This window comes from Hymenobacter daeguensis (genome assembly GCF_054780555.1).
Genome location: NZ_BAAGWC010000001.1, coordinates 587715 through 613041, shown reverse-complemented (window position 1 = coordinate 613041; position 25327 = coordinate 587715). Strand labels below are relative to the sequence as shown.

The following is a 25327-nucleotide window of genomic DNA, read 5'->3' as shown; positions in this document are numbered from 1 at the left end:
ACCGATGACTGAATGCAAAAGCCAGCAGCCAATCTGCTAGTTGTCTCCTGGTGAACTCGCGGTGGGCTTGACCGCAATGGTCTTGCGAATCCCTAATTTTTCCATGCGGTACTCCAGGGTGGTCGGCTTGAGGTTGAGCCGTTCGGCCGCGCCGCCACTGCCGCGCACGCGGCCGTTGGTTTGCTGAAGAATGGAGAGGATGTATTCGCGCTCGGTTTCTTCCTGCATCAGCCGCACATCCGTAAGGTCTTTAGGAGCGGTGCCCGGTACTGTCGGCCCTTCCGCAGTGGCAGCTTGCGAAGACCCCAAAAACAAATTGTTGGACAAGGGCCGGCCCAACGACAGCGGGGACTTGCCGTCGTTGATAATCACGGCCTGCTCGATGACGTTTTCCAGCTCCCGGATATTGCCCGGCCAGGAGTAGTTCAGGAGTTCCTGAAGCATCCCCTCCGGAATGCCCGCGAAAGGCTTGCCCATGCGGCGCGCCGACTTCTGGGCGAAGAAGCTGGCCAGCGAGGGAATGTCGCTGGGCCGGTCCCGAAGCGGTGGCAGCAGGATGGGGAAGATGGCCAACCGGAAGTACAGGTCCAGCCGGAAGCGCCCGGCGGTTACTTCCTGCTCGATGTGGCGATTGGTGGCTACTATAATGCGTACATCTACTTTGATGGGGGTATTGCTCCCCACGCGCTCCACTTCCCTTTCCTGCAGCACGCGCAGCAGCTTGGCTTGCAGCTCCAGCGGCAGCTCCCCGATTTCGTCCAGAAAAATGGTGCCGCCGTTGGCTAACTCGAACTTGCCCACCCGCTTGTCGGTGGCCCCGGTGAAGGCCCCCCGCTCGTGGCCGAACAGCTCGGACTCGATGAGCGTGGCCGGCAGCGTGGCGCAGTTCAGCTTGACCAGCATTTTGTCTTTGCGGGCCGATAGGTTGTGGATGGCCCGGGCGAACAGCTCCTTGCCCGTGCCGCTCTCGCCCAAAATCAACACGGTGGTGTCCGTCGGGGCTACCTGCGTCACCTGGTTGAATACCTGCAGCAGGGGAGGGCTCGTGCCAATAATCTCCTCGAAATTGGCCGAGGTCTTGACCTCTTCCTGCAGGTAGGCATTTTCCTGCCGCAGCTGCTCGCTGAGCTGGGCAATCTTGTCGTAAGCCAAGGCCCGTTCGAGCGTAAACAAGATGGGCTGTTCCAGGCGGTCCAGCAGCACCGAGTGCTCGAAACGATACGCGTCGGGCTGGCGGCTGAAGAACGAAATGTCAAAGGTTTCCCCTTGGCCGGCGGCCAGGGAAAACAGCAGGGCCGAATTAAGTTTAAACGTTTTGGCCGTGAGCTGAACAAGGGCGTGCTCCCTGCACAGCGCTTTGAACGCTTCGTGGTTGTAGAGGTCGGACGCGGCCGTTTCTTCGGCTGGCAGGGCGGTGGCCCGCTTCGTCATTTGCAGGAAACCGGCGGGCGAAATGCTCTGATATTCCTGAAATCCGACCTGGCAGTAGCGATAATAGGTATCGGCGTCGGCTTTGCGGTGCCGCACCGAAAAGAAGTCGAATGGAATGTGCTCCTGCAGCAGTTGGGCGAGCTGCAGCAGCTTCACTTCCCACCCATCACTACCGGCCAACGCTTCCGTAATGGCTATTTGCAGCACCTTTTCCTTGCGCAACGCCATTTCTACGCCGTGGGCGTGCCGGTAGCGGCCAATTTCGAGGGCCATGAGCACATCCTGGTCCCGAAAGGGCTTGACAATGTAGCCGCTGGGGAAGGTGGCCTTCACTTCTTCGAGCACGCTCGGGTTGTCGTTGGCCGAAATGTAGATGAAGGGAATGTGCTCATCGAACAGGTGCTTGGCCAGGTCCAGGCCGCGCTCCTTGCGTTTTAGGTAGATGTCGAGCAGCACCATGTCCGGGCGGGTTTCGGCCATCAGGGCGTGCGCCTCCGCAATGGAATCGGCTATCCCGATAACCCCATAGCCGGCCTGCTCCAGAATCAGCTGCAGGTTGTTGGCAATGACGTACTCATCTTCTACAATCAGAACCTGACAGTGGAAGGGAGGGGCTGGCGCTGAGGGAGTAAGAGCTTCCATTTGTCACTATTTAGGGCACTTAACCCATTACCCGGAACCGTGCATTACTGGCCAACAAGCACAGGATGCTACCAACCAATTAAGATACTGCTAAAAGTAAGACCGGGCCGAATCCTTTATAAAGCTTTTCAGCCCCGATTGCATGGGGGCTTGGTGCCGTCCAAAGTTGGGGCCAGTCCGAAGCAATAGGTTATTTTCTGGCTTTCGAGCTCAGCCTGAAAGATGTAGGCCGTGCGTAATGAGCCGGCTCCAGCTTGATACCCCCGAAATAATGGTAGAACTCCAGAAAAACTGGATGATGCCTGGAGGGCCCAAGCCAGGCTTGTAGCGCAGCCTTATCCGCTGCCGCCGTGCCGGGACTGGGCAGTGGAAACAGCGCGACCTGCTTATCCAAAATCACCATGGGATTTATCCGAAAATCCTGGAGATATCCAGCCCGCTTATTCGCCGGAAAATCAAAACTAACGGTAACTGATTTTTATTTATAGTATTGATTAATAGAATATTGTGTAAAATATTTTGGCTGGGTGAAGGTCATTTTTATGATTCCTGGCTCGTGGCACTGCAGTTGTGTTTCCCGCCGGGAATGCGCTGGCAAAACACCCGACTGCTCCTGATTATGAGTCGGGAAATGAGTGGACGTTTTCACCAGGGGCTTTTCAGCCCCCAGGCCAGCAGAATTCAGGCCCACGCTTATCACTAACCCTTCGAACTGCTATGAAAAAGCCCCTGATGCTCCGTTTACTCCTGGCCCTGGCCTGCACGTTCTGGCTTACGGCCTGTTCCGATGACGACGAGGCCGCTACGCCCGCACCCACCACGTTTGTCGTGGTGCACGGGGCGTGGCAAGCCCCGTTCGCCTGGCAGTTTGTGAAGAAGCAGCTGGAAGACCAGGGGCAGAAGGTCGTGCTGGTGGAATTGCCGGGGCACGGCGCTGACCAGACCGACCCCAACACCCTAACCCTTAGCAAGTATCGCGACAAAGTAGTGGCCGCCATTAATCCGTTGCCCGGCAATGTCGTGTTGGTGGGCCACAGCCTGGCGGGGATGGTTATTTCGGTGGTTGCCGAGCAGATTCCCAACCGGATTGACAAACTGGTTTACATCGGGGCCTTCCTGCCGGCCAACGGACAGTCGCTGCTGGACCTGGCCAACACCGACAGCACTTCGCAGCTGAGCGCCAACATCATCCCGCCCATTGCCCCGCCCACCCTGGGCATTCCGACGCCCAACCTGGCCGGGCTTTTCCTGCAGGATGGTTCGGCCGCAGTGCAGCAGCTGCTGGTAACCAACTACCGTCCCGAGCCCACGCTGCCCTTCCTGGACCCTGCCGTGCTGACGGCGGCCAATTTCGGCAAGGTGAACAAGTATTACATCCACACGCTGCAAGACCACGTGGTGGGCTACAACCTGCAAAAACGCATGGTGCGGGCCGCCGGAGTTTCGCATACCTACCAGCTCAACAGCAGTCATTGCCCGTTCCTGGCCATCCCCGACCAGGTCACGAGCACGCTGCTGACGATTATCAAATAGCGCCCACGCTGCCCGCCGCGCTTTTTTCTCAACCTTATGAGTGGGCAAGCAGCCGCTTGTCGTTCAGGCAGCCCTTTTCCCTGCTATGGATAATGCTACCGTCCGCACGCTGCTTCCGTCTTTTCTCAGCATTTCGTACCGCAGCCAGGAGCGGATAATTGTCTTCCGCTGGCTGTGCCCGGTGCCGAGCGACGAGCTGTTCCGGGCCAGCTACTTTGCGCTGCTGGATGTGGCGGTGCAGCACGATTGCTGGCAGTGGCTCCTGGATTTGCGCCGGCGGGGCAGCAACACAGTTGAACAGGACCAATGGGTGCTCCACGAGTTCTGTCCCATGCTCAATGCCGTTTTCCCGAACAACCAACTGGTGTACGCCGCTTACCTGGTGGCTCCGTCTTCCCTCCATCACTACGCGCATACGGTAGCGCCCGCGCTTTCCAACCCGCTGACAACCTGCTACCGTGCGGCGGCCTTCATCGACGAAGGGCCGGCTAACGCATGGCTTATCGGCCAGCGCGCCGCGTAGCGGAGCCCCGCTGATTTCTTGCCTTATGGCAAGAGACGCGCTGACGCGCCCCGCTTCCTTTGTCGAACACCAACCGTACCACGCTCATGCAAACCGTACCCACCGCCCTGTTCGTTGTTTTTCCGCTCCTCACGGCGTTCACCGTTTGGCAATTCTACCGGGCCGCCAACAAATCGCGCACGACGCTCTACGTGCTGCTGGCCTGGCTAGGGCTGCAAGCCGCCCTGGGGCTGAGCGGGTTCTACACGGCTGCGCCCGGCTCCACGCCGCCGCGCCTGGCGCTGGCCGTGCTGCCGCCGGTGCTGGTCATCGTCGGTCTGATGCTCTCGGCCCGGGGGGGGGCGTACGTCGACGGCCTGCGGCTGGACCAGCTCACCCTGCTGCACACGGTTCGCATTTTTGTCGAAGTAGGGCTGCTGGTGCTGTACCTGCACCACGCCGTACCCAAGCTCATGACCTTCGAAGGCCGCAACTGGGACATTTTTTCCGGGCTGAGCGCGCCGGTGCTGTACTTCCTCGTGTTTCGGCGGCAGCTGCTGGGTCGGGGCGCCTTGCTCGCCTGGAACCTGCTGTGCCTGGGCTTGGTGTTCAACATTCTGGTCAATGCCCTGCTCTCCGTGCCCGGACCCCTGCAGCATTTTGGCTTCGACCAGCCCAACATTGCCGTGCTGTACTTCCCCTTCGTGTGGCTGCCGGCCTGCATCGTGCCCCTGGTCGTCCTAGCGCATCTGGCCGCCATTCGGCAACTCATAACGGGCAAGCCGCTGAATACTAACCAAGCACTGGCGCAGTAGCCGGCGGCGCCTGCCAGCCCATTAGCTGCCGCCCACTGGCTGCCGCCCGGGACTCAACCGATTCTTTGTAACCCAACTTACTTTTTGCATCATGGCCAGTATTGCATTGTACGGATTCGGCCGCATTGGGCGGCAATTTCTACGGGTTGGCTTGCTCGAGGACCTATTCGAGCCCGTGGCCATCGCCGACATCGGGGAGGAGGCCACCCTGGCCGCGCTCTTTGCCGTGGATACCAACTATGGCCGCTGGCACGAGCCCGTGGCGGGCAGCGTTGACCAACTGACGATTGGAGCGCGAAAAATTCCCTATCTCAACTCGGCCAAAGAAGTCCCGGACTGGGCCGCTTTGGGGGCAGAGGTGGTGGTGGACTGTACGGGCCGGGCTACCACCCGCGCCGGGGCCCAGGTGCACCTCGACCGGGGCGCCAAGTGCGTGCTGGTGAGCACGGCCAGCAAGACCCTGGCCGACTGCGACGCCGTGCTGCTCAAGGGCATCAACCTCGATTCCTTTGACCCGGCCGCGCACCGCATTGTGAGCATGGGCAGCTGCACCACCAACGCGCTGGCCGTGGCCATTAAGGTCATTCTGGAAAACTTCGGCATTCAGTACGGCCTGTTCTCGACCCTGCATTCCTACACCAACACCCAGTCGCTGACCGACCAGCCGATGAAGGACCGGCGCGATTCCTGGGCCGCCGCCGAGAACATCATTCCTTCCTCGTCGGGGGCGGCCCGGGCGCTGCAATTCATCTGGCCTGGCCTACAAATAACCGGCAAAGCCTACCGCATTCCCACCCGCACCGGCAGCATCGCGGAGCTAAACCTGGTAACCGAAAAGGACTGCACCGTGCAGGAGGTGAACGACGCTTTCCGCGCCGCTGCGCAGGAGGGCGTGGTAAACTTCCTGCACGGGGTAATCGACGTGCTGGAAGACGAGTGGGCTTCCTCCCGCATCGTGGGCGACCCGCATTCCTGCCTCATCGACCTGCCGCTGACGGCCAAAGAAGGCAACCTTTTGTCGGTGGCGGCCTGGTACGACAACGAATGGGGCTTCTCGAACCGTCTGGCCGAAGTAGCGGCCTACCTGGCGGCGCGCCTCTAGCCTGCGTGGGCGCCGGGGAGGCCAGCTGATTCCACTTCCTGGCAATGAGGTACCCGTAGGCGGAGGTTTACTCTATTCGCTTAACAACACGCTGCATTCAACATTCGCGGTGGGCGCTCATCCGCGCATAACCTGCTGAATGTCTCCTTCAAATGTTTAACCGGGGCGGTCCTGTCTCCTAATACAATAAAGAAAATGGATTTCAATGAGATTATGCATGAGCGCAATGCCGCCTTCGCCGAGTCGGAATTTGCGCCCGGCCTTAAGATGTTACCATCAACCGGAACGGTGGTCGTCAGCTGCGTTGACCCACGCGTTGACCCAGCCGATGTGCTGGGGTTGCAACAAGGCGAAGTGGCGGTGATTCGAAATGTTGGTGGCCGGGTCAACAAGTCGTTGCTGGAGACGCTCGCCATTCTTCGCGTCGTGGCGACGGCCGCTGGCCGCCCTGACGGCGTGCGCAATCTGGTCTTGCTTCACCACACTGACTGCGGCATCATTGGGTGCTATCATCATGCTCCGGACTTGCTTGCCCAGTACCTCGGGGTTGAAACCACGGAGCTTGAGCACCTTGCCATTGAGAATCCTCATGAAGCGGTGGCTATTGACCTTGGTGCAATTCAGGCAAACGAACAGCTGCCGGAAGGCCTCATGATTTCGGGCCTCGTCTATGACGTCAAAACCGGCCGGGTGGAGACGGTGGTGCCTCCGACGAGACGGCGGCCCCTAGCGTGAGGGTAGTGGCCTTTTTTTCTTTCAGCCTTTACGACCATGCGCGCACCTGAGGTAGTCTGGGAGTGACGGGCAGAAGAGGGACGTATCTTTCTTCTGTTGTGGCAAGCAAAAACCAGCGGGACGTCGCCCGACAAACGGCGTAAACAGGACGAGGCGTTCAAGACCGAGGCCCTGCGCCTGGCCGGCGAAAGCCGCAGCACCCAGGCAGCTGCCCGGCAACTCGGCATCAGCCCCAAGCTGCTCTACCGCTGACAAAAGGCCCAACAGCCCCGCTCGTTCGTGCCGCGCACCACCGGGCCCGGCCGTGCGCGCCGCGCCCAACCGCTTGCCGGGCCAGCCGGCCCCCAACCGGGTGTGGGTGAGCGACATTACGTGCCTGCCCCGCCAGGGCGACGGCTGACTGTACCTGACCGTGTGGCTGGGCCTTTCGCCGCCTGGCCACCCGCTACGAAAAAACGGCCGCCAGTTTTCTTGGATTCTGCTTTTTCTTTGCCACCCTCCGCTGGTGCGGCTAATTGGCCGTATGCCCTGGCAAGAGCATCTCAACATAAGAACAGCTACCCTGACGGCAGGGTAGCTGTTCTTATGTCAAAGGGCTGGACAACGCGCTAGGCCTGGATAAAGGCCAACAGGTCGGCATTGATGGTCGCGGCTTCCGTGGCGGGCATGCCGTGCGGAAAGCCCGGATACGAAATCAGCTGGCCGTGTTGGAGCAGTTTGATGGACTTGGCCCCGCTGATGGCGAAAGGCACAATCTGGTCGTCCTCGCCGTGCAGCACCAGCACCGGCAGGTCCACGCTTTGGAGGTCCTCGGTGAAATCGGTTTCCGAGAACGCCTTGATGCCGAGGTAGTGCGCGTTGGCCCCGCCCATCATGCCCTGCCGCCACCAGTTGTCGCGGATGCCCTGCTTCACCTGGGCCCCTTCGCGGTTGTAGCCATAGAACGGGAGGGTAAAATCCTGGAAATACTGCGCCCGGTTGGTAGCCGTGCCCTCCCGGATTTCGTCGAATACCGACATGGGCACGCCGTCGGGGTTAGCGGGAGTTTGCAGCATCAACGGCGTCACGGCGCTGATGAGCACCACTTTGGCCACGCGGCCCTTGGCCGAGCGGGCCGCCACGCGGATGGCCACGCCCCCGCCCGTAGAATGGCCGATGTGGATGGCATCCTTCAGGTCGAGGTGGTCGGCCAGCTCGATGATGTCGGCCACGTAGGTGTCCATGTCGTGGCCGGTGGCGGTTTGGGCCGAGCGGCCGTGCCCGCGGCGGTCGGCCGCAATCACCCGGTAGCCCTTGTTCAGGAAGAACATCAGCTGGGTATCCCAGTCGTCGCTCGACAGCGGCCAGCCGTGGTGGAACACCAGCGGCTGCCCGGAGCCCCAGTCTTTGTAGTAGATTTCGGTGCCGTCTTTTACGGTGATTTTTGCCATGATTTAGAGTATTAGTTGAGGGTGAAATGAGGGGATGGATTAGGCCGGCTGCTGGCTATGCAGCCATTTAATGGTCGGGCCTTCGTCGATAAAAGCAGCCACCTGATAGCTGCTATTCGCTGGATGGGCCAGGATGGGCAATACCACTTCCGTGTAATGAGCTAAATGCGCAGGAAACACCAGGTGAGCGCCGAAGATGGGAGACACATTATTAAACGCCTGTTCAACCAGTGGGCAGAACTCGTGGAGCAGCCACTGCGCTTGCTGGGCGCAGTTGGGTGGGCACCGCCGCACGTCAAGCAGCCAAAATGGGCAGTCGTGCTGCCGGGCCATCCGCAGCAAGTAGCGGTAGCCGGCTTCAAAGTCGATACTGGTGCGCATTTGCTGCACCCAGCGCGCTACCAATACATGCTCCTGGCTCCGGTACGAAACATCCAGAAACTGTTGCATAAGGTCATTTTCAAAAAATCAACGCAATCACCCGGTCGTTACTCGCCCACCAGCACGGCGGCACTGCCAGCCAATTTGGGCGCCACCACCACACGTTGGTAGGCCCTGGCGTTGCTGTTGAGGTCGGCATTCGGCACGGCCTGCACGGGGCCAAGCGTTTGGGCCATCGCGCCGCCTTTGGCATCGGTGCGCACCGTGAGCAGGGCGTAGTCGCGGGAGTACGGGGCCTGGGTGGCCCGGCTGAGGTAGATGTCGTATTCCGTGTCTGGCTGCAAGTGCAGCAGCGAAAAGGAAACCAGGTCGACCAGCCCTTCCGAGCGCGTCACCAGCGAGCCGGCCGCCGCCCCGGCCCCGACGGACTTCAGCTCGCGCACCACAGCGGGCTGGTCTACCAGCTGGCGGCCCAGGTTGCTGAGGCCCGTAGCGCCCGATGGCACCGCTTCCGGAATATAAACCAGTGCCATGGGGGCCTGGCCGGCCTTCATTTTACCGATTACCCGGTTGGTGGCCGTGTTGATGGCTACCACCGAGTCGCCGTTTTCCAGGTTCACGTACACGCGGCTGGCATCGCCCGCGCCCCAAATGCCGTGCGGCAGCGCCCCCACTTTGATGGTGGCCAGCTCCTTAAAGCCCGGCTCGCGGGAATACACTTTCACCACGTCTTCGCCGCCCACGCTCACGTAGGCCACTTTGCCCAGCTTGGTTTCCAGAGTAGTGACGTGGTTGGTAATCGGCCCGGTATCGAGCACACCCACGATGCGCTGCTCCTTCACATCGAGCACCGACACCTTGCCCACGTCCTTGTGCGTGAACCAGACTTGCTGGCCGTCTTTGGTGGCGAAGATGTTGGGCGAAAACGGACTGACAACCGGAATCCGCTTGACTATTTGATACGTCTTGGTATCCACCACCGCCAGCTCGGGCGAGAAGCTGGAACACACGAAAGCCAGCTTGCTATCGGGGCTGAAGGCGACCATGCCCGGCCCGTTGGCCACCTGCACGCGGCGGGTTTCGCGCATCGTGGCCACGTCGATAACCGACACGTAATCTTCGCCGCGCACCGTCACCCACACTTCTTTGCCGTCGGGCCGAAAGGTGGGCTCGTGCGGAGCGCGGCCCACGTACACACTGCCTTTGATGGCATTGGTGGCCGGGTCGATGAAGGTTACGTTGTTGGAGCCAATGGATACCACGGCCAGCGTCCGGTGGTCGGGCGCAAAGCCCAGGCCGTGCACCAGCGCCTGCCCCCGGTAAAGCGGCGTCAGAATATCGGGCTGCGGCTTGCCTAAGATAATCTGGCCCAGCAGCTTGTTGTCGACCGGGTCGATAACCGAGACGGTATTGGAAATCTGGTCGGCGGTGTATACCCGGTCGCGGTGGCTCACGGCCTGCGCGAAGCCCGGCAGCGCCCCCGCTAGCAGCGGCGCTAAAAGCAAGTATTTCATAGTAAAAGCAGAGGAATGTAAAAGCTAGGGTTGCTCGGCAGCCGGCGCAGTAGCAGTTGCCGCCTGATGCTTCCGCAGCCAGGCGTTCATCTGCTGAATCTCGATTTGCTGCTCGGCGATGATGCTTTGGGCCAGCCGGCGCAGCTCCGGGTCCTTGCCGTAGAGCAGCTGCAGGCGCGCCATGTCCACGGCCCCCTGGTGGTGGGGCACCATCATGGCCGCAAAGCTGGCGTCGAGGTCAGCGGGCGACACGCCGCCAATCTGCTGCATGCCGTGGTCCATCACCACCATCACCGAATCCATCTGCTGGTGAAAGGTCGCGGCCGGGGAGCCAGGCGCTAAGGCGGCCGGAGCCATGTCCATCCCGGCCATTGCGGTCATGGTATGTGCGGCGTGGGGCGGCGTGGGGCTTTTCGTCGCGGCCGGACTATGTGAGGTATGAGTTTGAGCGTGGGCTGCCGACGCAATGACCACGAGCACCCAGAAAACCAACGTCTTTAAATAGCTTTTCATGAGCAGGTTGCTGCAAATAATTGTGGGGGAGCGAAAGTCGCATCAGCCTATTGGCCAGCCACCTGGCCAGGGTGGCACAAAAGCGGTGGGGCAGGAGGCCACATTCACTGCACCAGCGCAGTGGTAGGGAACCTGTCTTACCCAATAGCTCGCTTATTTATCCAGCGCAAAGGTGCCCGTCACTTCTCCGGCCGAACATTGACAAACATCAAGAATTGCCGCAGACTGCCCGAACCAACCCAGCGGTGCTTATCTCAAAGCATGGTGATGCAGGCCGACAGGTCCTGGGGCGGCGCCACTGCTTCGTAGTGAATCTGCCCGTAGGCACCGGCGAAAAAATCTTCGTAGGCCGTGGCTATTTCTGCGTGGCTGCTCATCACAAAAGGCCCCTGCATGACCGTGGGCTCGGTCACTGGCTCGCCTCCAAAGAGCAGGATACTCGTCGGCGTGATGCTGGGGTTGGTGAAGGTAATGTCCCCTATTTCCGACCCAAACAGCAGCAGCTCGCTCTGGCTATGCAGCTGGCCGTTGACCCGTACCGGCTCGGCGGGCACGAAGGCGGCGTAGTCCAGGCCAACTTTGGTGGCCAGGGTGAACGTTGCTTTCGGACTAAGTTGCAGGTGATAGAGAAACTGCGGGCTGCTGGTGGGCACCGGCGAGGCAGCATCGCCCAGGACCCCCAGCAGCACGCGCAGGCTGCCCGCGGCATCCGGCAGCAACACTTCGGGAATGGCCGTGGGCTTTAGCGCCAGGTAGGCGGGGGCATCTGCTTTGTGCCGGTCCGGTAGGTTTATCCAGAATTGCAGGGCGTGCAACACGCCGCCCGTGGCCAAAAAGCTCAGGCCGGGAGTTTCGTCGTGCAGCACGCCCGCGCCCGCTTTCAGCCAATGGGCCCCACCGGCCGCCGCTACGCCGTGGTGGCCGCGGCTGTCGTAGTGCTCCAGCACGCCGCTCAGCACGTAGGTAAACGTGGCGAGGCCCCGGTGCGGGTGTGCCGTTTCGCCGCTGGGCGTCTTCGGCGTCTGGCATTCAAACCGCGTGGGGTACAGGTGGTCCAGCAACACAAACGGCCCCACGGCGGCCACCATCCGGCTGGGCAGCAGTCGATTGACGAGGAAGCTGCCCGCTTTGGCATTGGTGCCTCCAACCTGCGCGGTGATTGACTTGGTCATAGCGTGTGTGCGAGCTGGCAGCGGCTGGCGGCGCTGCGGTTGCAAAAGTGACAAACCCAGAAGGCGGCCATTCTTGATTTTTATCAAGAAAGCGAAGTGCCATCGTTAACTCCAGCGGCGCAGGAGAGACGCCTGCTAAACAAATACCCTATCTACCTGAACCTGATGTTTCAGCAGCCTGGTCCGGATGCGGCTCAGCGTTTCGGGCAGCATGCCCAGGTAGGAGGCAATCAGGTGGTGCGGAAACCGGTGCAGGTAGTCGGGGTGCCGCGCTGCAAACGCCGTGTAGCGCTCCGCTGCCGTGCAGGAAATGGCCGCGTACAGCCGCTTTTGCGTGGCAATGTGGTGGCGATGGTTCAGGTCCCGCATCAGGCCGGCAATGGCAGGTACAGCGCGGGTAAGCGCTTGTAGCTGGGCGTGCGTTATCAGCAGCAAATCACTGTCTTCCAGCGCATCAATGCAATAGGCCGAGGGCGTCAGCAGTACGCAGCTTTCCCGGTCGCTCACCCACCAGTTTTCGACGCCAATGCTGAGCATGTGCTCGGTGCCTTTGCCATCTACGCTGTACAGGCGCAGCGCCCCGCGCAGCACAAAGGCCATGCATTTGCAAATCTCCCCGGCACGCAGCAGAAACTCCTTCTTTCGTAAACGCTTTGGGGTGAAAGCGGCGCAAACGATGGCAAAATCGGCATTACTGAGGGGCGGGGCGATGTAGGCATCGAGGTACGTGCGCAGGGTTTGCATAGCATAAGGTGAGGGGGGGAGCGCGGGAAGTAAGTGGCGGGTGACCAATAGCCTGGCCGAAGAAATCCACCTAAGAATTGGTCGCTTCGGTGGCGGATTTGAGCGCCGGCCTGGCCCGGATGCGGCTCAGGGTTTCGGGCGAAATGCCCAGGTAAGAGGCAATCATGAGCTGGGAAAACCGCTGTAAATAGTCGGGGTGTTCGGCGGCGAAGGCGTGGTACCGCTCCTCGGCCGTGTAGGAAATGGCCGCGTGCAGGCGCTTCTGGGTTTCGGCGGCATTTTGCTCGTCCTGAATGCGCACCAGCTCGGCTACCAGCGGCACCTGCCGCACAAGTGCCTGCGCCTGCGGGCAGGTGATGAGCAGGAGCTGCGAATCTTCCACGGCCTCCAGGTAGTAGCGGGAAGGCGTGAGCTGCGACCAGCTTTCCCGGTCGCCCAGCCACCGGTTTTCCACCCCCAGCACGTGGACGTGCCGGGCGCCTTTCGCATCAACCGTATAGAAGCTGAGCGCGCCCTGCACCACGAAAGCGTAATACTGACAAACCTCGCCAGCGCGCAGCAGGCACTGCTTTTTGTGGAGCTTATAGGGCAGCAGCTCGGCCGCAACCAGTGCAAAATCGGCATCAGAAATAGTGGCGCGGGTTTGCTGGTCGATGTAGGTGCGGAGGGCTTGCATAGGAGTAGGAAATAGCCGTGCAGCGAAGGCAATGGTAGCGCGTGCAGCTGCGGCCCCTGCTTCTGAAATGAGGCAAAACGGCGCGCCTACTGCCCGGCTGCTCCAATAGTTGCCAAATGGGTGCCACGCCTCTCGAAGCGTGTTTTTGTTTTGTGTAATATGTTGTTAGACAGAAATTTAATTAGCTTTAGGCGCAGTATCCAGAACACTCTAAAAATCCATACCAGGTTGGATTATCCAACATATTGGAGTTTTTTTTGGATAAACCTTGGGCTCTTGCCAGCTTTGCATTCCGTTACTGCGCTTACTATGCTCGCATCCGCCGAAAATGCTGCTCTCGTCCTTGTGGTGGAAGATGAGTTTTTGATTGCCAATGACTTGGGCGACATTCTGGAAGCGGCCGGCTATGAGGTGCTGGGCCTGGCCGAGTCGGGAGCCGAGGCCCGGGCCCTGGTGGCGGAGAGGCGGCCCACCGTGGTGCTGCTGGATATCTTTTTGAAAGGCACCGAAACCGGCATCGACCTGGCGCACTGGCTGAAGGAGCAGCGTATTCCCTTCGTGTTTTTGTCGGCCAACCTGACCGATGATGTGCTGGAAGCCGCGAAAGTGACCGAGCCCTTTGGCTTTCTGAACAAGCCCTTCCGCGAGCGCGACGTGCTGGCGGCCCTCGAAATAGCCCGCTACCGCCACGCCCACAGCCAGGAGGCCCAGCTCCGGCAGCAGCAGCAGGCCCAGATGGCAGTTAATGCCGCCATTATCACGCTGCACGACCGCGAGCAGCTCTGCCGCGCCATTGCCACGCAGCTCAATCAGTTCGTGCCGTTCGAGGTGCTCAACCTGAGCATCAGCCTGCCCGAAGAAAATGCTACGTATTGGGTAATGCTGCGCAAAACTGCGCCAGATACCTTCGTGCGGGTGCCGTTGTCCGAGTTGCTGGGGCCTTCCTCACCCCAGCAGCTGCAATCGGCGCGCCTGAGCCAGCAGCAAGGCGTTTTTACGGGAAACGCGTTCGATGAATTATGCCGCAACTACCCCCTGGCGCAGGCGGCCCATCGCTCATTTGACCTGGCGGCGATGGCACTGTTCCCGGTAGCACTAAAGCAGCGCTCGTTTATCAGTCTGCAACTAGGCACCACGGCGGCGGCTGACTTCACAACGGATGCTTATGCTGCCATTAGCCTGGTTATCCCGCAGATAGCCTTAGCCCTGGATAACCTCCTGGCCTACGAGGAGATAGAAGCCCGTCGGCGTTCCAAAGCCGCCGAGCTGGCCGTGGCCAGCGCCTTTCGCAACGGCCGCGACATGGCTGCTATTGCCCCGCAGGTTGCCGAGGCCATAAGTGAGCTGCTACCGCTCGATTTGCTTAGCTTTTACCGGGTGGGGCGCGTGCTGGGCACTACCAACGTGATGGATGCCACCGTGGGCCGGCAAGACGGGCGGTTTCGGCTGCTGCCCCTGGCCGAAATGCCGCTGCCCGAAAGCCTGGCCGAGCGGGAGCAAGCCGTGGCCCTGCTGGAGCCTCACCTGCTGCAACCAACCCTGAACGTGGGCGAAGACGCGGCCCAGGCTGGTGAGTTTAACTCCGTGACGCGCTACTACCGCGACTTGCTCCACCTCAAATCCTCTATGTACGTGCCCATTGCCCTGAAAGACCAGCCGGTGGCCGTGCTCGTGGTGGCCAGCAAGGCCGCTTACGCCTTTACCAACAAGGACTTGGCGCTACTACAGGAGCTGGCCAGCCAACTCGCGTTAGCACTGGAAAACCTGCTCGCCTACGAGCGTATTCGCCGCCTGAGCGAGCAGCTGGAGCTGGAAAAAACCTACCTGAGCGAGGAGATTAAAGTCAACCATAACTTCGAGGAAATCATTGGCACTAGCCCGGCCTTGCTGGCGGTGCTGCGGGGGGTGGCCCAGGTAGCGCCCACCGATGCCACCGTGCTGCTGCTGGGCGAAACCGGCACGGGCAAGGAATTAATTGCCCGGGCCGTACACAGCCGCTCGGGCCGCCAGGCCCGCACGATGGTGAAGGTGAACTGCGCCGCCCTGCCACCGCAGCTCATGGAATCGGAGCTGTTTGGGCACGAGCGGGGCAGCTTCACGGGCGCCACCGAGCGGCGCGTGGGCAAGTTCGAGCTGGCGCACGGCAGCACCATTTTCCTGGACGAAATAGGGGAGTTGCCGCTGGAGCTGCAAGCCAAGCTGCTGCGCGTGCTCCAGGAGAAAGAAATTGAGCGCCTGGGCGGTAAAGGGCCAATTGCAGTAGATGTGCGCGTGGTGGCCGCCACCAACCGCGAGCTGGCGGAGGAGGTAGCCGCCGGCCGGTTTCGTGCTGACTTGTACTACCGGCTCAACGTTTTCCCGCTGACGCTGCCCCCGCTCCGCACGCGGCCCGACGACATTCTGCCGCTGGCCACCCACATGCTGCACAAGCTGAGTAAGAAGCTGGCAAAGCCATTTACCAGCATTGCCAACGCCGCCTTGCAGCAACTACAGCAGTACCCGTGGCCGGGCAATATCCGGGAGCTGGAAAATGTATTGGAGCGGGCCGCTATTCTCTCGGCGCCGCCCACCTTGCAGCTGGCCGCGCCACTGGTCGCCGGCGCGCCGGCGCGCCCCGAGGTGAAGCCCATGCAGGATACTATGCGCGAAACCATTCTGGCCGCGCTGGCCCAGACCAACTACCGCATCCGGGGGCCGCGCGGCGCGGCCGGGCTGCTGGGCGTGAAGGCCACCACGCTGGAAGCCCGCATGAAAAAGCTGGGCATCGCCTCGCGCAAGGAAAGCCGCGCCGGGTAAAATACGGGCCTACCCGGCTTCGGAATAAGCCGGCTTTTTGGTGGTGGCAAACTGCAAGGTGAGGTGCACCCCGGCGGCCGTGCTCACCGCCAGCTCGCCGTCAAGCTGGCGGCTCAGGCCTTTCATAATGACCATGCCCAGGCTCCGGCTGCGCTTCAGGTCGAAGCCCGGCGGCAGGCCCACGCCGTCGTCGGCAATGGTAAGCTGGTACTGTTGCGGAGCCCGGCATATCAGGCTGACGGTAATGGTGCCCCGACGGGGCGATGGGAAGGCGTACTTGAGCGCATTGGTCACGGCCTCGTTGATGATGAGCCCCAGGGGAGTGGCCAGCGTGGCGTCGAGCTCAACGGCAGCCAGGTCCAGCTTCGTTTGTACCGCGTGGAAGTGGTCGAAGGACTGGAGCAGATACGTGACTATCTCACGCCCATACTCGGCCATGTTTACGCGGGCGATGCTATCGGCCTGGTAGAGTTTCTGATGCAGAATGGCCATTACCTGCACCCGGTTTTCGCTTTCGCGGATGGCGGCCTGGGCCTGCGGGTCGTGCAAGTGGCGCGACTGCGTAGCGAGCAAACTGCTTACCACCTGCAGGTTGTTTTTTACCCGGTGATGAATTTCCTTGAGCATCCAGTCTTTCTCCAGCAGCAGCAACTGCCGCTCGTCCAGCAGCTGGTCTTTCTCGCTCACCACCTGCTCCAAGGACTGGTTTTTTTGACTGATTTCGGCTTGCTGGGCTTCCAGCAGTAGCTGCTTTTCTTCCAGCAGCCGGTTGCTGCGCTGCCTAAGCCGGTAGCGGTTATAGCCCAGGCCCAGCACGAGCACGAGCAGCACCGCCCCGACGAAAAAGGCATTGCGCTGATACTCGCGCTGCCGGATGGTCATGCGCTGCATCTGGTTGCGCTTGGTGAGGAGGGCAATATTCTGCTCCTTTGCGCGGGTGTCGTACTCAATTTGCAAGCCCGCTACCTCCTTGCTGTTCTGCTCATTAAAAATGGCATCCTGCACAGCTTTGTAGCGTTGAAAGTCCACGATGGCTTCCCGCAAGCGGCCCTGCGCCGAATCTACTTTGAACAGCAGCAGGTAGCTGCCTGCCAGGCTGTTTCTGGCGTTTATACGCTCACATAAGGCCAATGCTTTGCTGACGTAGTGCCGCGCACTGGCATATTGGTGCGTCGTTACGTAAAATTTGCCCAGCACCAGATACGGGCCCAGCCGGTGGCTGTCGTCGTTGGGCAGTTTTTCTACTTGCCGTTTGAGCAGCTGGCAGCTGGTAGCCGCCAGCTTATACTGCCGGGTGGCCAGGTAGCCCCGCGCCAGTCCCTGGCCTATCACTACGCTGTCCGCTACTGTCGTCGGCGGGAAGTCTCGTTGCACCCGCAAAAGCTGGTTGAGGGCCTGCTGCGGACGCCCCAGGTAAACGAGGTTTTGCGCAATGGCCCCCACTAGTTGACGCACAACATCATGTTGGTGTTCCTGCTCCGCTTGCCGCAAAGCCAGCCGGAAATACACAATAGCCTTCTCCCGCTGATTCAGCTGCTGGTACGTGATGGCCGTTTGGTCGTAGGCATAAGCCAGCTGTTGCGCGGTAGTATCGCGCGTTGCCTTAATATTCTGGATGGCTGCCAGCTGGTATTGGAGCGCTTTTTTATAACTGCCCAGGGCAGTGTAAGCTGCCCCTAGCAGCTCGAAAGTATAGTGCAGCTTTTGGGTGCCGCTGCGGCGGTAGAGCGCTTCGACTTGCAGCAGCTCTTGACAGGCCGGCAGGTACTTGCCTTGGTTATAATGTATTTCTGCTACTTCTTTCAGGCAGTAGGCTTGTCGTATCAGGTCGTGCAGCTGCCCGTAGCAGCGGGCGGCCTGCTCGAAATAGCTCAGGCGGGTAGCCATCGTTGCAGGCGCACTAGCCGTAGTAAGGCCTAAGTAGTACCAGCCGAGCGCCTCCTGGCTGGCATTGTGCAGCCGACGGCTGTGGTCCAGCGCCTCCTGAATGGCTTTCTGGCCAGCCGCCGGTTGGCCCGTATTGCAAAGCAGCCAACCAGTGCTGTAGCGGCTGGCCAGCTCACCATCCGTGAAGTGCAGCGTGCGGCTTAGCGCCTGGGCCTGCTGCACAACGGCAGCCGCGCTGTCGGCCAGCGCGCCGGCGGCGCTTGTTTTGGCAATCAAGTCGTTGCCTAATCGGAGCAGCAGGCCTACGCGGGCCGGGCCGGCTGGCGTGGCTGCGAGCCTGGCTTTTAAGCTGTCCGCCTGCGCCTTGTTCAATAGCGGGTGCAAAGGCTCGGCCCTGCTAATGAGGGGTGGGAGCACCAGGAGCAGTAGCAGCTGCCAAAACTTCATCGTGTAAAATAGCTGGTAAAAGAAGGCTTGGCACCATCACAACCAGCGCAAAGACCTATGCACCGGCTGCTTTCACATAAGGAAAAGAAGCCGGCTCGAATGAACCGGCTTCCAAAGCTCACAAATCAGGCCGGGCCTGCAGCCTTACACCTGCGCCGCACCGCCGTCCACAAACAGCTCGGCACCCGTTACAAAGCTGCTGTCATCTGACGCGAGGAACACCAGCGCCTTGCCCACCTCGTCGGGCGTGCCCAGGCGGCCCAGCGGCACGGTGCTGGCCAGGTAGGCCTTGATTTGCTCGGCTTGCGCCTCATCGGCGGCCAGGCCGCTGAGGCCGGGGGTGTCGATGGGGCCGGGGCTGATGGCGTTGACGCGGATTTTACGGTCTTTCAGGTCGGCCGTCCAGGTGCGGGCGAAGGAGCGCACGGCGGCCTTCGAGGCGCTGTACACGCTGAAGTTAGCGCCACCCTGCGAGCCGGCCGTGGACGACATCAGGATAATCGAAGCGCCGTCGCGCAGCAGGGGCAGCGCCTTCTGCATCGTGAAAAGCGTGGCTTTCACGTTCAGGTCGAAGGTGTTGTCGAAGTGGGCTTCCGTGATGCCGCCCAGCCCGGCAAACTCGCCGCCGCCCGCATTGGTAAACAGCACGTCGAGCTGGCCTTTTTCGGCTTTAATGGTGGCGAAAAGCTGGTCGAGGTCGGCCTGGCTGGTTACGTCGCTGCGGATGCCTTTGGCCTGGGCTCCGAGCTGCTGCACGGCGGCGTCCAGCTCGGCCTGGCGGCGACCGGTGATGTACACGTAGGCGCCTTCGGCCACGAAGCGCAGGGCTGCGCCCAGGCCAATGCCTGCGGTGCCGCCCGTGATGAGGGCTACTTTACCAGCTAATTTTTGAGGAGTGCTCATGATTAAAAAGAAAATGGAATGGAGTGGTTAGCGGGGCGATTTTCGCCGGGCTGGTGGGGAAGAGGCTGCCATTTGGCGGCCTCCGTTAACATGACAAAGGTCCCGCACAGCCTCATCCGGCTCCATTGACATTTGTCAAAAAAGCGCGTTGATAATTGTCAATGAAATGTGCTTATCCTGCTGTTTATTTGGTGTTTAGCCGGAAAGCTCGTCGAAGCAATGACCTGTCTGTTCTGGGCAAACGTCAGGCAGGGCCACCAGCTATGGGCAGGCCCGCCCGGGGGCGCCTGCCCAGCTCCTTAGCCCGGCAGCAGCTACACGATGTGGCGCCGAATACGGCTCAGGGTTTCGGTGGTCATGCCCAGGTAGGAGGCCACCATGTGCTGCGGAATGCGCAGCGCAAAGTCCGGAAACTGCGCTAGAAACTCCCGGTATTTCTCCTCGGCCGAGTAGCTGATGGCCGCGTGAATGCGGGTTTGCGATGCCAGAAAGCTGCGGTGCAAAACCTCGTTGACCAGCTCGTTGAGCGTCGGAATGGATTGGCGCAAGCGTTCAAATTCCGCGTTCTTGATGAGCACGACGGTGGAATCCTCGATGGCATCGATGTTGAAGCGCGAGGGCTGGCCGGAAGTCAGGCTCTGGCGGTCGCCGGTCCACCAGTTTTCGATGGCGAAGTTCAGAATGTGCTCCGCGCCTTTGGCATCGACGGTGTAGGTGCGCATGCAGCCGCTGGCCACGAAGGCGTTATAGGTCCACACGTCACCCTCTTCGAGCAAGTATTGGCGCTTGCGCAGCTTTTTGACTACGCTAACGGCCTCAATCTGCTGCATTTCGCTGTCCGTGAAGGCTGCTTTGCTCCGCAGGTATTTCTCAAAAAGCTCGAACATGCCGCACGGTGTTGGGAGGTAGCAATACCGCGCAAAGGAAGCAGATTTTGCCATGTGGCGCGGACTTTTGGTCCGCGTCGTCCTCGTAGCATTTGGCGTCGCGGACTAAAAGTCCGCGCTACTGCCCGGCCCCGTCGAGGAAGATATAGAGCGCCTGAATCTGCCCGTTGGCTACTACGGCAATGTCCTGCCCCGTCACCGCAGTCGGATTGGCCGGTGGGCCAAACTGCCAGTTGATGCGGGCTATATGATGGTGAGCGTCTATCGGTTGGGCCAAGCTGAAGATTGCGCCCGAAAACTTCTGGTGCAGGCCCTGCACAAACCCATCGAGGTGCTCGCGGCCCGTAAATTCCTGGTGCGGGTCCACGAAAACGAGGTTTTCGGCGTAGACCTCGGCAATGGCTGGGGTGCGGGAGGCCAGGTCCAGGTTGTTGAGAATGCCGACGTGGCGCGTCAGCAAGGCCGTTATTTCTTCTGCAGTCATGGTTGGAATGGTTGAGTGAAAGGAAGTGGACTACTGGGGTTATTTCTTCGCCGGCTGCGGCTCGTCGACGAACACATACAGTTTCTGCACCTTGCCGTTTTCCACCACGAATAAGTCCATGCCGGTCAGGGTCTTGGGGTTGGCGGCCGGGCCGCACTGCCAGTAGAGGCGCACCACGTTGTTGTGGGCCACAATGGGCCTGGCCGGGGCAAACACGTAGCCGGGGCTCTTGCGGTGCAGGTCGTTCACAAACTCATTGAGCTTGCCGTAGCTGTTCACGATGAAGTGGCGGTCAACCATCTCAAAGTCGCGGGCGTAGGTTTGGGGCAGCAGCGCATTGCGCTTGGCGTCGTCCTGCTGGTTCCAGATTTGCAGGTGCCGGGTGACCAACGAGTTGGCTTCGGCCGGGGTCAGGGCTTGTCCGGTGGCCGAGAGCGCCGCGTCTTTAGGCGACCACAGCTTCACCGCCGGGTTCGTTTTCTCATACCCCTTGCCGTTGGGGTAGGAGTTCAACTCCATCTTCGAGCCCCAGGGGGTTTCGAAATACACCCAGGTTTCGCCCGCCGTATCGCCGACCGGCATCAGAAACGGCTCGCCAAGGAATTTCACGCCCCTGGCTTTCAAGTAGGCCACCGTCGCCTTGATATCGGTGGTGTAAAACGAAATGTGCGTGGCTCCGGCGTCATCGCCGCCGGGCTGCTGCGGCGTGCCGCCATTGTTTTCATACTGAAACAGTTCGATGCTGGCCCCGGTGCCGGCCCGCACCATCCGAATGGTCACGGAGCTGGTGCCAGCGTGCAGGCGGCTGGCCTGCTTCCAGGCGGCATCCAGGGGCACGGGGCCGAGTTGCGTCACGGGCGTAAAGCCCAGCACATCCTTAAAAAAGGTTACCGCCTGGTTCAGGTCAGGCACGTTGATACCGACGTGGTCTACCCCGATAATGTCGGGCGCCTGGGCCTGGGCATGTTGGGCCGGTGCCACGACGAGCGTGGCCACCAGCGCGAAGGCAGCCACCAGCGCGGCCGGTTTGCCAGGCCGCAGGTTGAAAAGGGAGCTCATGGGAGATTTCAGTGAAATGGGGATTGAGTTTTAGGCTAGTTCCGTCACCAGCTCGGTGAGCGGCTTGCGGACTTTTTTCAGCTTGAGGTTCCAGTCGGCGGCTTCGTCGCGGTAGCCCAGCGCCAGCAGCATGGAGCTGCGCAGGCCCTTGGCGCGCAGGCCCAGTAGCTCATCCAGCGCGGCGGGGTCGAAGCCTTCCATCGGGGTCGCGTCAACCTGCGCCAGCGCGGCGGCGGCCACGGCCAGCCCCAGGGCGATGTGGGCCTGCTTGGCGGCGTGGTGAAACTGCTCATCGGCCGTCAGCTTGCCGAAGAAATTGAGGGCAAACGCCCGCTGGCCGGCCGTGACCGCGGAGTCCTGCCGGCGCTGCTCGTTCAGGTAATCGAACACGTGGTGAATGCGGGTGGGGGAGTACTGGTCCCAGGCCGCGAATACCAGCAGGTGCGATGACTGCACCACCGGGGCCTGGTTGAACGCGATGGGCAGTAGCTGCGCTTTCAGCGCGGGGTTGGTAATGACCAGAATCTCGTAGGGCTGCAAGCCGATGCCCGACGGGGCCAGGTGAGCGGCTTCCAGAATCTGGTTGACCACGGGCGTCGGCACGCGCTGGCCCGTCATTTTTTTGGTGGCATAGCGCCAGTTCAGCGCTTCGATAATATCCATGAGGCAGGGTGGCTAAGTAGGTCGGCGGCCTCGCTCAGGCGGGTCATTCCGACGGCACAAAGGTCCCGACCTGCGCTACCCCAATCCATTGACATTTATCAAAAAAACGTCTTGATAAATGATAATTGCATTGCCTTAACTGTCTGTAAAATAATGAATTGTATCCAGGTTTAGGTCGGTAACAGCATTCGGTAAGCCGCCGCCAATTCCTTGATAAATGTCAACGGTTCAGCCCCAGGCCGGGCTGAATCTTTGTGCTGTTGGCCGCGCCTCCAATTCGGGTAGTCACGCTACAATGCCTGGCGAGTGCTCGCTCCTGACGCTTGGCTTTTATTCAACTCCTTACCTCATGGCTTCCACCATTTTTCACCCGGCCGCCACCCGCCTGCACGCCGACCTGGGCTGGCTCGATGCCTACCGCAGCTTCAACACGGGCGGCAGCTACGACCCCAATCGACAGGCTTTTGGCGCGCTGCGCATTCTCAACGACGATACGATGGCCGGCGGCCGGGGCTTCGGCCGGCATCCGCACCAGAACATGGAAATTCTCACGCTGCCCCTGGCCGGCGCGCTGGAGCACGAAGACTCGCTCGGCCACCAGGCCGTGATTCAAACCGGCGAAGTGCAGGTGATGAGCGCCGGGTCGGGCATCGCGCACAGCGAAAAAAACCACAGCCTGCACGACCCCGTGCGGTTCCTGCAAATCTGGTTGACCACCAACCAGCCCGATGCCGCCCCGCGCTACGAGCAACAAGCCATTAGGCCCGTGCTGAACCGATTGGTGCAGCTAGCCTCGCCCCACGAAGGGGAGGCCGGCGTGCGCCTGCGCCAACAGGCCTGGCTGCACCTGGGCACGCTCGCGGCCGGTACGACGCTCGCCTACCAGCCAAAGCAAGCCGGCAATGGGGTGTACGCCTTCGTGCTGCAAGGCGAGGTAGTAGCCAACGGACAGCCCCTCAACCGGCACGATGGCCTGGGCAGCTGGGACCTGGATGCCCTGCACCTGGAAGCCCGCAGCCTGACTACGGTGCTATTGCTCGATGTGCCCATGCAAGCCTGAGCAGCCGGTTTCCACCCACCCTTGCCAGACGCCAATTCTCGATTCACGCACCTTATATCCATCCTGTTAACCCTTTCAAACCCAAACAACTATGACCAACGAAGAAGTAATCCGCAACCTCTACGCAGTAGCCGAACTGCAAGACCCCAAGCAGTTCAGGGATTTGTTTACCGAAGACGGCTATTTCTATGACGTATCGGCCGGGCAGAAATACTATGGGGACGAGATAGGGCGCCCCGTGGAGATTTATGCCACCGCCTTTCCCGACATGCACCGCGAGCTGTACGACCTCTACGTGGCCGGCGATGTAATTACCGTGGAGCTGTCGCTGAACGGGACCCACAACGGGCCCCTGGTCACGTCGATGGGCTCCATCGCGGCCACCGGCAATGAAATGCACGCTCCCTGCTGCGACGTTTTTCACATTGAAAACGGCAAGGTGAAATCCTTCCACTGCTACACGGCCGCTACCATCATTTTCGGGCAGTTGGGCGTGTTGGGTAATCTCGCCGCCGCTTTGCAGCAGCAATAAGCAGGCCGCCGCCACCGGGCCACGCCAGGCGGCGTGGCCCGGTGGTCGGTAGGCTTCCGGCACTGGTCATTGTTTGCCGTCATTGCTTTGAAAAGCAACCATTCTCTATTCTTGGCTGGGGTTTTAGGCGTTAGCCTGGCGAGTGGGCTACCCGGCCAGGCGCAGCAGCCGGCGGCCGTTGGCGCGGCCGAAAAGTGGCCTGCCCTTTCGCCCCGTCTGCCTTATCACATTCTGCGGGAACAAGAGGATTTTGGATTTCTGCAGCCCGACTCGCTGCGGGCCCACCCGGTAGCGCCCGACTTCTTTGACCCGCTCAAGTATGTGCCGCTGCGCAAGCGGCCCGGCCATTTCCTGACCGTGGGCCTGGATGTGCGCTACCAGTACGAAGTCATCAAAACGATAACTGGGGAGCCGGCGCGCCCACCGACGCGCCGCTGACCAATGCCTACCTGTTGCAGCGGCACATGGTGCATACTAGCTGGCAGTTGGGGCCGCACCTGCGGGTATTTGGGCAGCTGCTGAGCGACAACGAAACAGGCCGTCGGGGCGGCCCCCGCCCGCAGATTGACCACGACGTGCTGGATGTTTACCAGACGTTTGTGGAAGTGAATGCGCCCCTGGGGGCGCTTCTTGCAGGGAGTGGGCGAAGAGCAACGCCAGACCGTGGGCGCCCGCTTCTGGCGCAACAGCACCCCGGCGCATCCCTTCGGCTACAACACGGAGCTGATTGGGCAGTTTGGTCGATTCGGGCCAGGGCAGATTCGGGCGTACTACGCCTCCGGTATCGTCTCCTGCCAGGTGCCCCGCTGGCCCCTCACTCCTGATTTTCGCGTTGCCACGGATGCCATCAGTGGTGACCAGGGGCGGGGTGCTGCCGGGTTGCAGACCTTTAATGCCTTGTTTGCCCGGCCATTTTTTGGCAATGCCATCGCCCCATCGGCCCGAGCAATTTGCTCGACCTGCACCCTGGCGTGGAGCTGCACCTGCGCCCCCGCATGACGCTGCTGGTCGATGTAGCCTGGCTCTGGCGCGAAAGTACCCGGGATGCCATTTACGGCCCCGCCATGCTGCCGCTTCTCCCGGCGGCCGACGTGCCCGGGCCCGCCGGCCCACCGCTTTCCACCCGGCGCTACATCGGCCGGCAGCTCACGGCCGATTGGGCCTGGCAGGCTAGCCGGCACGTAGTGCTCGAATTTACTTATGCCTGGCTGCCAGTTGGTGACCATGTTCGCGATACGACTCCCGGCCGCACCCTGAGCTATTTCAAACCCACGCTGCTTTTTCAGTTTTAAGATGCTACTTGCTGCTTGATTAATTCATCAGGTAACATCAAAGCCACTGGCACCAATCTGGTAATGTGGCAAGGCTTTCTGATACCCCTCAAAGGCAAAAATGCCTGCACTGCCTCTATAAAGTAGT

Annotated in this window: 26 protein-coding genes; 12 read left to right on the top strand and 14 right to left on the bottom strand. The window is 60.8% G+C overall.

The annotated features are described in order from the left end of the window. Window positions 1–36: 36 nt before the first annotated feature. Window positions 37–2073 carry a sigma 54-interacting transcriptional regulator gene (locus ACYVHT_RS02660; RefSeq protein WP_460547657.1) on the bottom strand — a complete coding sequence of 679 codons (2037 nt, stop codon included), beginning with the start codon at window positions 2071–2073 and terminating at the stop codon, window positions 37–39. A gap of 717 nt (window positions 2074–2790) precedes the next feature. Here ACYVHT_RS02660 and ACYVHT_RS02655 point away from each other — a divergent pair. The 6 genes from ACYVHT_RS02655 (at window position 2791) to ACYVHT_RS02630 (ending at window position 7012) form a co-directional block, all read left to right on the top strand. Next, window positions 2791–3606 carry an alpha/beta fold hydrolase gene (locus tag ACYVHT_RS02655; RefSeq protein WP_460547655.1) on the top strand — a complete coding sequence of 272 codons (816 nt, stop codon included), beginning with the start codon at window positions 2791–2793 and terminating at the stop codon, window positions 3604–3606. 85 nt (window positions 3607–3691) lie between these two features. After that, the gene (locus tag ACYVHT_RS02650) at window positions 3692–4129 is read left to right on the top strand and encodes a hypothetical protein (RefSeq protein ID WP_460547652.1); all 438 of its coding nucleotides are present in this window, start codon (window positions 3692–3694) and stop codon (window positions 4127–4129) included. 86 nt (window positions 4130–4215) lie between these two features. After that, on the top strand, window positions 4216–4923 hold the full coding sequence (locus ACYVHT_RS02645; protein ID WP_460547650.1) for a hypothetical protein: 708 nt from the start codon (window positions 4216–4218) through the stop codon (window positions 4921–4923). Between the two features lie 91 nt (window positions 4924–5014). Further along, window positions 5015–6025 carry a type I glyceraldehyde-3-phosphate dehydrogenase gene (locus ACYVHT_RS02640; protein WP_460547648.1) on the top strand — a complete coding sequence of 337 codons (1011 nt, stop codon included), beginning with the start codon at window positions 5015–5017 and terminating at the stop codon, window positions 6023–6025. Window positions 6026–6220: 195 nt separating this feature from the next. Continuing rightward, window positions 6221–6760 (top strand): carbonic anhydrase, encoded by a 540-nt coding sequence (locus tag ACYVHT_RS02635; protein ID WP_460547646.1) that lies wholly within the window; start codon window positions 6221–6223, stop codon window positions 6758–6760. 96 nt (window positions 6761–6856) lie between these two features. Beyond that, window positions 6857–7012 (top strand): transposase, encoded by a 156-nt coding sequence (locus ACYVHT_RS02630; protein ID WP_460547644.1) that lies wholly within the window; start codon window positions 6857–6859, stop codon window positions 7010–7012. Between the two features lie 356 nt (window positions 7013–7368). On the opposite strand, the gene ACYVHT_RS02625 is transcribed toward ACYVHT_RS02630, so the two are convergent. The 7 genes from ACYVHT_RS02625 to ACYVHT_RS02595 form a co-directional block, all read right to left on the bottom strand. Next, window positions 7369–8190 (bottom strand): alpha/beta fold hydrolase, encoded by an 822-nt coding sequence (locus tag ACYVHT_RS02625; RefSeq protein WP_460547642.1) that lies wholly within the window; start codon window positions 8188–8190, stop codon window positions 7369–7371. Window positions 8191–8229: 39 nt separating this feature from the next. After that, on the bottom strand, window positions 8230–8571 hold the full coding sequence (locus ACYVHT_RS02620) for a hypothetical protein (RefSeq protein ID WP_460547640.1): 342 nt from the start codon (window positions 8569–8571) through the stop codon (window positions 8230–8232). Window positions 8572–8678: 107 nt separating this feature from the next. After that, a complete protein-coding gene (locus ACYVHT_RS02615; RefSeq protein WP_460547638.1) occupies window positions 8679–10085 on the bottom strand; it encodes a YncE family protein in 1407 nt (468 codons plus the stop codon). Window positions 10086–10109: 24 nt separating this feature from the next. Further along, the gene (locus tag ACYVHT_RS02610; RefSeq protein WP_460547636.1) at window positions 10110–10466 is read right to left on the bottom strand and encodes a DUF305 domain-containing protein; all 357 of its coding nucleotides are present in this window, start codon (window positions 10464–10466) and stop codon (window positions 10110–10112) included. A 386-nt stretch (window positions 10467–10852) separates the two neighbouring features. Next, window positions 10853–11770 (bottom strand): pirin family protein, encoded by a 918-nt coding sequence (locus tag ACYVHT_RS02605; RefSeq protein ID WP_460547634.1) that lies wholly within the window; start codon window positions 11768–11770, stop codon window positions 10853–10855. A 135-nt stretch (window positions 11771–11905) separates the two neighbouring features. Further along, window positions 11906–12514: a Crp/Fnr family transcriptional regulator gene (locus ACYVHT_RS02600; protein ID WP_460547632.1), complete on the bottom strand. Its 609-nt coding sequence runs from the start codon at window positions 12512–12514 to the stop codon at window positions 11906–11908. A 70-nt stretch (window positions 12515–12584) separates the two neighbouring features. Continuing rightward, window positions 12585–13190 carry a Crp/Fnr family transcriptional regulator gene (locus ACYVHT_RS02595; RefSeq protein ID WP_460547630.1) on the bottom strand — a complete coding sequence of 202 codons (606 nt, stop codon included), beginning with the start codon at window positions 13188–13190 and terminating at the stop codon, window positions 12585–12587. A gap of 309 nt (window positions 13191–13499) precedes the next feature. On the opposite strand from ACYVHT_RS02595, the gene ACYVHT_RS02590 reads away from it, so the two are divergent. Further along, on the top strand, window positions 13500–15986 hold the full coding sequence (locus ACYVHT_RS02590; protein ID WP_460547628.1) for a sigma 54-interacting transcriptional regulator: 2487 nt from the start codon (window positions 13500–13502) through the stop codon (window positions 15984–15986). Between the two features lie 9 nt (window positions 15987–15995). Here the strand turns inward: ACYVHT_RS02590 and ACYVHT_RS02585 are convergent, their stop codons facing one another. From ACYVHT_RS02585 to ACYVHT_RS02560, 6 genes are all read right to left on the bottom strand, one after another. Further along, window positions 15996–18149: a histidine kinase dimerization/phosphoacceptor domain -containing protein gene (locus tag ACYVHT_RS02585; protein WP_460547626.1), complete on the bottom strand. Its 2154-nt coding sequence runs from the start codon at window positions 18147–18149 to the stop codon at window positions 15996–15998. A gap of 315 nt (window positions 18150–18464) precedes the next feature. Further along, window positions 18465–19223: an SDR family NAD(P)-dependent oxidoreductase gene (locus ACYVHT_RS02580; protein ID WP_460547624.1), complete on the bottom strand. Its 759-nt coding sequence runs from the start codon at window positions 19221–19223 to the stop codon at window positions 18465–18467. A 314-nt stretch (window positions 19224–19537) separates the two neighbouring features. Further along, entirely contained in the window at window positions 19538–20110 is a 573-nt protein-coding gene (locus ACYVHT_RS02575; protein WP_460547622.1) for a Crp/Fnr family transcriptional regulator, read from the bottom strand. 118 nt (window positions 20111–20228) lie between these two features. Then, complete coding sequence (locus tag ACYVHT_RS02570; RefSeq protein WP_460547620.1) at window positions 20229–20594, bottom strand: nuclear transport factor 2 family protein; 366 nt, start codon at window positions 20592–20594, stop codon at window positions 20229–20231. A 39-nt stretch (window positions 20595–20633) separates the two neighbouring features. Next, the gene (locus tag ACYVHT_RS02565) at window positions 20634–21653 is read right to left on the bottom strand and encodes a VOC family protein (RefSeq protein ID WP_460547618.1); all 1020 of its coding nucleotides are present in this window, start codon (window positions 21651–21653) and stop codon (window positions 20634–20636) included. A 30-nt stretch (window positions 21654–21683) separates the two neighbouring features. Then, window positions 21684–22316: a nitroreductase family protein gene (locus ACYVHT_RS02560; RefSeq protein WP_460547616.1), complete on the bottom strand. Its 633-nt coding sequence runs from the start codon at window positions 22314–22316 to the stop codon at window positions 21684–21686. A gap of 349 nt (window positions 22317–22665) precedes the next feature. Here ACYVHT_RS02560 and ACYVHT_RS02555 point away from each other — a divergent pair, with 349 nt between their 5' ends. The 5 genes from ACYVHT_RS02555 to ACYVHT_RS02535 all read left to right on the top strand — a co-directional run bounded on the left by ACYVHT_RS02555 (window position 22666) and on the right by ACYVHT_RS02535 (window position 25200). Continuing rightward, window positions 22666–23376 carry a pirin family protein gene (locus ACYVHT_RS02555; RefSeq protein ID WP_460547614.1) on the top strand — a complete coding sequence of 237 codons (711 nt, stop codon included), beginning with the start codon at window positions 22666–22668 and terminating at the stop codon, window positions 23374–23376. Window positions 23377–23467: 91 nt separating this feature from the next. After that, window positions 23468–23908: a nuclear transport factor 2 family protein gene (locus ACYVHT_RS02550; protein ID WP_460547612.1), complete on the top strand. Its 441-nt coding sequence runs from the start codon at window positions 23468–23470 to the stop codon at window positions 23906–23908. A 111-nt stretch (window positions 23909–24019) separates the two neighbouring features. Beyond that, entirely contained in the window at window positions 24020–24346 is a 327-nt protein-coding gene (locus ACYVHT_RS02545) for a hypothetical protein (RefSeq protein WP_460547610.1), read from the top strand. Window positions 24347–24517: 171 nt separating this feature from the next. Next, a complete protein-coding gene (locus tag ACYVHT_RS02540; protein WP_460547608.1) occupies window positions 24518–24907 on the top strand; it encodes an alginate export family protein in 390 nt (129 codons plus the stop codon). Beyond that, window positions 24820–25200: an alginate export family protein gene (locus ACYVHT_RS02535; protein ID WP_460548062.1), complete on the top strand. Its 381-nt coding sequence runs from the start codon at window positions 24820–24822 to the stop codon at window positions 25198–25200. The genes ACYVHT_RS02540 and ACYVHT_RS02535 overlap by 88 nt, the downstream gene beginning before the upstream one ends. Window positions 25201–25327: the final 127 nt, after the last annotated feature.